The sequence below is a fragment of the Vibrio sp. 10N.286.48.C11 genome (assembly GCF_041469805.1).
Classification (GTDB): domain Bacteria; phylum Pseudomonadota; class Gammaproteobacteria; order Enterobacterales; family Vibrionaceae; genus Vibrio; species Vibrio crassostreae_C.
Genome location: NZ_JBFRLK010000087.1, coordinates 1 through 675, shown reverse-complemented (window position 1 = coordinate 675; position 675 = coordinate 1). Strand labels below are relative to the sequence as shown.

Below are 675 nucleotides of genomic sequence, written 5' to 3'. Positions count from 1 at the left end.
GCCTAAGAAATCTGTATTGTGAACAACCATACTCAAACGCGTTTCTGTACGACCATGCCCTTTCTCTTGAGTGACGTATTTATCACCTTCAAAACTATTAATCATACTAGAATTAAACACTTGGCTAATCGCTTGCTCCAATCGTTTTTGATTACCTTTTACCGCTAAGAGATAATCTGCATCTTGAGCGACTATCTTTTCAGCTATATCCTTCTGGCATCCCATAGCATCAATAGTCACTAAACAACCTCGCAAGGAAAGCATTTCAAGCAGTTCAGGGATCGCTTTTATTTCATTGCTTTTATCCGCAGTCTTCACTTGTCCTAGTACAACTTGGTTTGCTGCACTAAAGGCACTAACCATATGGATTGCACCACAACGCTTGTCTTTGTTGTATGTGCCTCTGAGAGTTTTGCCGTCGATAGCAATCACTTCACCCTCTGTCGTCTCATGACAGTCTTTCATCCACGCAGTAAAGCATCGTTGCAGTTGCTTGGCGGAAATAAGATTGATAACTCGGGCAATGGTATCGTGTACTGGTATGCCTTGTTTGAAATCACCATACTGCCTAAGCCATTCCAAGTTATCTTCACCAAAATCTTCAATATCCTCCCAACCTTCAGCACCAGCAATCACTGCTGCAATTGTTAAGAAGATAATGTCGGTTAGCGTGTG

Annotated in this window: 1 protein-coding gene; it reads right to left on the bottom strand. The window is 41.9% G+C overall.

All coding sequences use genetic code 11. The annotated features are described in order from the left end of the window. The coding region (locus AB4209_RS19265; RefSeq protein ID WP_372056941.1) for an ISAs1 family transposase at nucleotides 1–675 on the bottom strand (675 nt) is incomplete at both ends.